The following is a 7583-nucleotide window of genomic DNA, read 5'->3' on the forward strand; positions in this document are numbered from 1 at the left end:
GCGCCATCCCGCCCCGTAACGAGAAGGGCCGCACCGTATGGGTCACCCGTTCCCGCCCGAAGGTCGACCGCATCGCCTGTCCGTGGCTGATCCGCCGCTTCGTCGATCCCGATGCCGTCTTCCTGTTCGTCGACCCGGCCGAGGTGCATTTGGTGGCCGACCGCTTCGCCGCGGTTCCCTTCGACATCGAGGGCGTGTTCTGGAGCCACCGCGGCGAGCGCTGCACCTTCGACACGATGATCGAGGAATTCGGCCTGCGCATCGAAGCGCTCGATCGTCTGGCGCTCGTCGTGCGCGGGGCGGACACGGCGCGTCTCGATCTCGTCCCGCAGGCGGCCGGATTCCTCGCCGCCTCGCTCGGCCTGTCGCGCATGTTCCGCGACGACTTGGAGCAACTCGAAGCCAGCATGCTGCTCTACGATGCCTTCTTCCGCTGGTGCCGCGACGCCACCGATGAGACGCATAACTGGCCGGCCGGAGGCAAGGCACAATGACCGTGCTTGCCAAGGACGGCGCTGCGCGGCCGGCCGAAGTCCCGGCCGCGCCGACCTTCCGCGAGGCGACGCGGCTGTGGGCCAAGATCGGCCTGCTCTCCTTCGGCGGGCCGGCCGGGCAGATCGCAATGATGCACAAGGAGCTGGTCGAGGAGCGCCGCTGGATCGGCGAGGAACGCTTCCTGCACGCGCTCAACTACTGCATGCTCTTGCCGGGCCCCGAGGCGCAGCAGCTCGCCGTCTATATCGGCTGGCTGCTGCACCGGACAGCGGGCGGCCTCGTCGCCGGCACATTGTTCGTATTGCCAGGCGCGCTGGTCATGCTCGGCCTGAGCAGCTTCTACATGCTCTACAACGACGCGCCGGTCATCGAGGCGCTGTTCTTCGGCGTCAAGGCGGCGGTGCTTGCCGTCGTCGTCGAGGCGGTGATCCGCATCGGCAAACGAGCGCTGAAGAACCGCGCCATGGTGGCCATCGCGGTGGCGGCCTTCCTCGCCATCTATGTCCTCAAGCTGCCGTTTCCGCTGATCGTGCTTGCGGCAGGACTGATCGGCTGGATCGGCAATCGCTTCGCGCCAGGGCTGTTTTCCGGCTCGGCGCACGGCAAGGGCAGCACCGTCGCCGACAGAAGCGGCGTGGTCGACCTGATGTTCGAGCGCGGCGAGCTTGGCCACACCGTGCCGACCAAATGGCACGCGGCCCGCACCATCGCCATCTGGCTGCCGCTCTGGCTCGGACCGGTGGCGCTGATCGCCGTGCTGGCGGGACCGGGAAGCGTGTGGACGCAGATCGGCGGCTTCTTCAGCCTGATGGCCGTCGTCACCTTCGGCGGCGCCTATGCGGTTCTCGCCTATGTCGCTCAGGCGGCGGTGACTTCGTTCGGCTGGCTTTCGCCCGGGCAGATGGTCGACGGGCTCGGCCTTGCCGAAACGACGCCCGGACCGCTGATCCTGGTGCTGCAATTCGTCGGCTTCGCCGCCGCCTACCGCCATGCCGGCGCGATCAACCCGTTGCTTGCGGGGTCGCTCGGGGCGGTGCTGACGCTCTGGGCCACCTTCACGCCCTGCTTCTTCTGGATATTCCTCGGCGGGCCCTACATCGAACAGTTGCGGCAGAACAAGGCGCTGTCGGCGGCGCTCGGCGCGATCACGGCGGCCGTCGTCGGCGTCATCATGAACCTCGCGCTGTGGTTCGCGCTGCATGTCGTCTTCGGCAAGGTCGAGAGTGTCGGTTGGGGCGTGGAGGTCCCGGTCTACTCCTCGCTCGATTGGCGCGCGGCGCTGCTGTCGGCGGCTGCGATGGTCGCCATGCTCAGGCTGAAAGCCGGCATGCTGCCGACGCTGGCCGGATCGGCGCTGGCAGGACTGGCTCTGCAGGCATTGTGAAAAATCTTTCCGACCGCAGCCAAGCGTGATCGATCTGCTTGTTTACAACTAACATGTCAGCATGATACGGCTACTTGCAGATTGATGAATTTGGAGACTTTGCAGTGGCGTCGCGCTTTGGTCTGTCGGTTGCCCTCACTACGCCCTTCGACGCATCCGGGCGGATTGTCATCCCGCTGATGACCGCGCATGCCAGAGCCTGTCTCGATGCCGGCTGCAACAGCGTGACGCTGTTCGGCACCACGGGCGAAGGCGCTTCCGTCGGCACGGCGGAGCGGCAGGCGGTCATCGATGCCATGCTTGCGTCAGGTATCTCGGCCGATCAGCTCGTCGCCGGCGTGCTCGTCGACGCGGCGGAAGATGCTGCGGAGCAGTGCCGTCAGGCCCTGCAACGCGGCGCCCGCAACATCCTTCTCGCGCCGCCGAGCTACTTCAAGAATGTCGGCGACGATGGGTTGTTCGGCTGGTTTGCGGCCGTGTTCGCCGCGCTCGGTCCGCTTGCCCGCGGCATGCTGCTCTACAACATCCCCTCGGTCACGACGGTGCAGCTCTCGCTCGACCTGATCGGCCGGCTGCGCAGGGCGTATCCGGGCGTGGTCGCCGGGGTCAAGGATTCGGGCGGAGACTGGGCGTACAGCGAAGCGGTGCTCAAGACGCATGGCGACCTGATCATCCTGATCGGCGACGAACGGCATCTGGCGCCGGCGGTGCGGATCGGCGGCCAGGGCGCGATTTCCGGCATGGCCAATTTCGCCGCGGGCGAGCTTCGCGCCATGATCGAAAGCGGGCGCGACGATTCCCGTGTGGAGGGCTTCGTCCTCGAATTGCTCAGGCATCCGGTCATCCCGGCGGTGAAGGCCATGGTGGCGCGCCAGACAGGCGACGAACGCTGGCTGACGGTCCGGCCGCCGCTCGAGGAGGTGGCATTGCAGCAGCGACAGCAGCTTGGTGCCGCCTACGACAGGCTATTTTCGACACAAGCGGCATGAGCGGCGGAGGACGCTGATCGGCATGGACGACACGAGCGAACCGGCAACTCTGAGGGAAAAGGCCTATGCCAGCTTCACGCGGCATCTGCTGGCCCGCGACCTTAGGCCGGGCCAGTTCGTGTCGCAGCGCGAGCTGGTTGCCTTTACCGGCCTGCCGCTTGGCGCCATCCGCGAGATCGTGCCGCGGCTCGAGGCCGAGGGGCTGCTGACCACGATCCCGCAGCGCGGCATGCAGATCGCCCATATCGACATCAGCCTGATCCGCGAGGCCTTCCAGTTCCGCCTGTTCATGGAGCGCGAGGCGGTCGCGCTGTTTGCCGTCAACGCTTCCGATGCCGAGATCGCGCGTCTCAGGCGCGAGCACGAGGACATGCTCGCCCAGGCGCTGGCGCAGACCCCGACGCCGGAAATGGAAGCCAAGGCACAGAACATCGATTGGGCCATGCATGACACCTTCATCAGCGCGCTCGGCAACGAAATCATCGCCAAGGCCTATCTGGTCAATTCGGTGAAGATCAGGCTCATCCACCAGGAGCGCTTCCGCATCGACGGTCGCGTCGTGCCGGTCATGCGCGAACATCTGGCGGTGATCGATGCGCTGGAGAAACGCGATCCGCAGAAGGCGGTCGAGGCGATCAGCCAGCATATCGACAATGCGCGCCGGCTGGCGCTCCAGATTTGAGGAAGCAGGACCGTGCCGCAATCGTCGCGGCGCAATCGACAACGACAGCAACCGGGAGGAAGAAATGTCGTCCAATCCGTTCAGTCCAACCAGGAGGCAGCTGCTCCAGGGAACTGCGGCACTCGCCGCGGCCGGTCTCGCCGGTCTTCGGCCTAGCTTCGCCGCGGGCGTCGACTGGAAGCGCTTTGCCGGCACGACACTCGACGTCAATCTGGTAAAGAGCCCGCGCAGCGACACCATCCTGAAGAACCTTGCCGAGTTCGAGGAACTGACCGGCATCAAGGTCAATGCGGAGGCGACGCCCGAACAGCAGCAGCGCCAGAAGACGGTGATCGAGCTCAGCTCCGGCAAGCCCAGCTTCGACGTCGTGCATCTGAGCTACCATGTGCAGAAGCGGCAGTTCGAGAAGGGCGGCTGGCTGGCCGACATTTCCGGCTACCTTGCCGATCCAGGCCTCACCGATCCTGGACTGGTCGAAAGCGACTTCGCCGAGGCCGGCCTGCAGTTCGCCAAGGACGACAAGGGCGTGCTGCGCTCGCTGCCGTTCTCGGTCGACTACTGGATCCTCTACTGGAACAAGGAGCTGTTCGACGCCAAGGGGCTGAAATATCCCGAGAGCTTCGAGCAACTGGTGGCCGCCGCCGAAGCGCTGACCGACCCCTCAAGCAACACGTTCGGCTTCGTCGCCCGCGGCCTCAAGAACGCCAATACCCCGGTGTGGACGTCGCTGATGCTCGGCTACGACATGACGCCGCTCGGCAGCGACGGCAAGCTGCGCACGACGTCGCCGGAAGCGGTCGAGGCCGCCAGCCTCTACCAGCGGCTGATGACCAAGGCGGCACCTCCCGGCGTCACCGGCTTCAACTGGGCCGAGGCGCAATCCGCATTCCTGCAAGGCAAGATCGGCATGTGGTTCGACGGCGTGGGCTTTGCGCCGCCGATGGAAAATCCGGAAAAATCGCGGGTGGTCGGCAAGGTCGGTTACGGCGTCATGCCAAAGGGACCGAAAGCGCATGCCTCGGGTACGTTCGGCGACGGCATCGGCGTGACCTCCGCCAGCACGAAGAAGGAAGCGGCTTATCTATTCTGCCAGTGGGCGGTATCGCCGGCCATGGGCGCGCGCCTGCTGCAGGCCGGCGCCGGCGTGCCGTTCCGCAAATCCGTGCTGGAGGATCCAAAGGTGCGCGCAGGCGTCACCATGCCACCGAGCTGGCTCGATGCCGTGGTCGGTTCCGGCAACATCAGCCGGCTGGCGCTGCCGGTCATCATCCCGGTCACCGAGTTCCGCGATATCTATGGCGTGGCGCTGACCAACATGATTGCCGGCGCCGATCCCGCCGCCGAGCTGAAGAAGGCCACCGAGCAGTTCCAGCCGGTTCTCGACAGGAGCGAGCAAGGCTGATGTCCGCCATCGCCCCAGAACGCGCGGGGGCGACGACGCAAGCCATCGAGGAGAGCCAGCCGGTCCGGCTGGCTCCCAACTACTGGCCTTTCGTCGTCCCCGCGCTCGTCGTCGTCGGCGCGGTGATCGTCTTTCCGTGGGCCTTCACGCTGTGGATGAGCGTCAACAGCTGGACGCTCGGCCAGTCGCGAAGCTTTGCCGGGATGGAAAACTATCTGCGCCTGGCGAGCGATCCGCGCTTCTGGGAATCGCTCTGGCATACCTTGACCTACACGTTCCTGTCGGTCGTCGCGCCGATGTTCTTCGGCACTGTCGCCGCCCTCATCTTCGACGCCAGGTTTGCCTTGCGCGGCCTGCTGCGCGGCATCTTCGTGATGCCGATGATGGCCACACCCGTTGCCGTGGCATTGGTCTGGACGATGATGTTCCATCCGCAGCTCGGCGTGCTCAACTATCTCTTGTCGCTGGTCGGCATTCCGGCGCAAGAGTGGATATTCAACGCCAACACGGTCATCCCTTCGCTGGTCGCGGTCGAGACCTGGCAGTGGACGCCGCTGGTGATGCTGATTGTGCTGGGCGGGCTGGCTTCCGTGCCGCGCGAGCCGTTCGAGAGCGCCGAGATCGACGGCGCCAATGCCTGGCAGCAGTTCCGCTATCTCACCTTGCCGATGATCGCGCCGTTCCTGATGATCGCGGTCATCATCCGCACGATCGATGCGCTGAAGAGCTTCGACATCATCTACGCGATGACCCAGGGCGGGCCGGGCACGGCCTCGGAGACGATCAACATCTATCTCTACAACACCGCCTTCTCTTACTACGACATGGGCTATGGCTCAGCCATGGCCGTCGTCTTCTTCATCGTCATCGTGGCGCTGTCCTTCATCCTTTTGATGCTGCGCCAGCGTTCGCAATGGATCGACGCGGAGGGCAAATAAATGAGCTCGCGGCTTCTCAACAAGCTGGGCCTGTTCTTCGCGGCGCTGGTGCTGGTCTCGCCGGCCATCCTGTTCTTCCTCTGGATGATCTCGTTGTCGCTGAAGTTCGAGATCGACAACGGCGCCTATCCGCCGATCCTGATCCCCGAGCGCTTCGCCTGGTCGAACTATGCGAAGGTGTTCGAGGAGAACAATTTCCTGCTCTATATGTGGAATTCGGTGCTGGTGACCGGCACGGCGACGCTGCTGGCGCTGCTGATCGGCGTGCCAGCCGGGTATGGCATCGCCAGGCTCAAGGCGGAACGCTCGGCGGTCGTGATCATGATCGCCCGCATGACGCCGGGGCTCTCCTACCTCATCCCGCTCTTCCTCTTGTTCCAATGGTTGGGCATCCTCGGCACGCTCTGGCCGCAGATCATCATCCATCTGGTGGTGACGGTGCCGATCGTGGTCTGGGTCATGATCGGCTATTTCGAGACGACGCCGATGGAGCTGGAGGAGGCGGCCAACATCGACGGCGCCACCTCCTGGCAGGTGTTCCAGCTGGTGGCGCTGCCGATCGCCAAGCCCGGCATCGTCGTCGCCTTCATCCTGTCGATCATCTTCTCGTGGAACAACTTCGTCTTCGGCGTGGTGCTCGCCAGCCGCGAGACACGGACGTTGCCGGTCGCCGTCTACAACATGCTGTCCTACGAGCAGGTGAGCTGGGGGCCGCTCGCCGCCGCCGCGCTCGTGGTCACGCTGCCGGTGCTCGTGCTCACCATGTTCGCGCAACGGCAGATCGTCGCGGGATTGACCGCCGGTGCGGTCAAGGGCGGCTGAGCGCCTGATCCGCCGTCACTTTCTTTGGAGACACGCAATGGCATCGGTAAGCATCAACAATGTGCAGAAGGCTTTCGGCAGCGCAAAGATCATCCACGACGTCAGCGTCGATATCGCGGATGGCGAGTTCGTCATCCTGGTTGGGCCGTCCGGCTGCGGAAAGTCGACGCTGCTGCGCATGATCGCGGGGCTTGAAACGATATCGGGCGGCAAGATCGCCATTGGCGAGCGCACCGTGAACAACCTCAGGGCGCGGGACCGCAACATCGCCATGGTGTTCCAGAACTACGCGCTCTACCCGCATATGACGGTGGCCGACAATATGGGCTTCGCGCTCAGGATCAAGAAGGCCGATCCGGCCGATACCGCGAGCCGGGTCAAGCGGGCAGCGAGCATTCTCGGTCTCGAAAAGCTGCTCGACCGCTATCCGCGCCAGCTCTCCGGCGGTCAGCGCCAGCGCGTTGCCATGGGCCGCGCCATCGTGCGCGATCCGCAGGTGTTCCTGTTCGACGAGCCGCTCAGCAACCTCGACGCCAAACTGCGCGTCCAGATGCGCGGCGAGATCAAGGCGCTGCATCAGCGGCTCGGCACCACCACGATCTATGTCACGCACGACCAGATCGAGGCCATGACCATGGCCGACAAGATCGTGGTGCTGCATGATGGCCTTGTCGAGCAGATCGGCGCGCCGCTCGATCTCTACGACCGCCCGGCCAATCTGTTCGTCGCCGGCTTCATCGGCTCGCCCGCCATGAACTTCATCCACGGCCACATCGAGGAGGGCATCTTCCGCAGCGCCGGCGGGCTGACGCTGCCGCTGCCGGAAAGCATCCAGCCGAGCGAGGCTGCGGGCAGGGAATTGGTCTACGGC

The 7583-nt window shown here is 64.9% G+C and carries 8 protein-coding genes; all 8 read left to right on the forward strand.

The genetic code is table 11. From position 1 onward, the window contains the following. On the forward strand, positions 1-494 hold a 494-nt coding region (locus tag EOA29_RS19050; protein WP_189478930.1), incomplete at its 5' end, for a chromate resistance protein ChrB domain-containing protein. Beyond that, the gene (gene chrA, locus EOA29_RS19055; RefSeq protein WP_126091613.1) at positions 491-1879 is read left to right on the forward strand and encodes a chromate efflux transporter; all 1389 of its coding nucleotides are present in this window, start codon (positions 491-493) and stop codon (positions 1877-1879) included. The genes EOA29_RS19050 and chrA, both read left to right, overlap by 4 nt. Positions 1880-1983: 104 nt before the next feature. Further along, a complete protein-coding gene (locus EOA29_RS19060; RefSeq protein WP_126091614.1) occupies positions 1984-2868 on the forward strand; it encodes a dihydrodipicolinate synthase family protein in 885 nt (294 codons plus the stop codon). Positions 2869-2890: 22 nt separating this feature from the next. Continuing rightward, positions 2891-3550, forward strand: a complete 660-nt coding sequence (locus EOA29_RS19065; RefSeq protein ID WP_040973628.1) for a GntR family transcriptional regulator — start codon at positions 2891-2893, stop codon at positions 3548-3550. 64 nt (positions 3551-3614) lie between these two features. Then, positions 3615-4952, forward strand: a complete 1338-nt coding sequence (locus tag EOA29_RS19070) for a sugar ABC transporter substrate-binding protein (RefSeq protein ID WP_126091615.1) — start codon at positions 3615-3617, stop codon at positions 4950-4952. Beyond that, the gene (locus tag EOA29_RS19075) at positions 4952-5890 is read left to right on the forward strand and encodes a sugar ABC transporter permease (protein WP_126091616.1); all 939 of its coding nucleotides are present in this window, start codon (positions 4952-4954) and stop codon (positions 5888-5890) included. Before EOA29_RS19070 ends, EOA29_RS19075 begins: the two co-directional genes overlap by 1 nt. Beyond that, the gene (locus EOA29_RS19080; protein ID WP_126091617.1) at positions 5891-6712 is read left to right on the forward strand and encodes a carbohydrate ABC transporter permease; all 822 of its coding nucleotides are present in this window, start codon (positions 5891-5893) and stop codon (positions 6710-6712) included. Between the two features lie 37 nt (positions 6713-6749). Beyond that, on the forward strand, positions 6750-7583 hold an 834-nt coding region (ugpC, locus tag EOA29_RS19085; RefSeq protein WP_127221289.1), incomplete at its 3' end, for a sn-glycerol-3-phosphate ABC transporter ATP-binding protein UgpC.

Origin of the sequence: Mesorhizobium sp. M1E.F.Ca.ET.063.01.1.1, from assembly GCF_003998155.1 — a bacterium.
Taxonomy (GTDB): domain Bacteria; phylum Pseudomonadota; class Alphaproteobacteria; order Rhizobiales; family Rhizobiaceae; genus Mesorhizobium.

Excerpts from the sequence above, each read along its gene's own strand:
- EOA29_RS19070 (WP_126091615.1), top strand. The coding sequence starts at position 3,615 with ATGTCGTCCAATCCGTTCAGTCCAACCAGGAGGCAGCTGCTCCAGGGA.
- EOA29_RS19065 (WP_040973628.1), top strand. The coding sequence starts at position 2,891 with ATGGACGACACGAGCGAACCGGCAACTCTGAGGGAAAAGGCCTATGCC.
- EOA29_RS19080 (WP_126091617.1), top strand. The coding sequence starts at position 5,891 with ATGAGCTCGCGGCTTCTCAACAAGCTGGGCCTGTTCTTCGCGGCGCTG.
- EOA29_RS19075 (WP_126091616.1), top strand. The coding sequence starts at position 4,952 with ATGTCCGCCATCGCCCCAGAACGCGCGGGGGCGACGACGCAAGCCATC.
- chrA (WP_126091613.1), top strand. The coding sequence starts at position 491 with ATGACCGTGCTTGCCAAGGACGGCGCTGCGCGGCCGGCCGAAGTCCCG.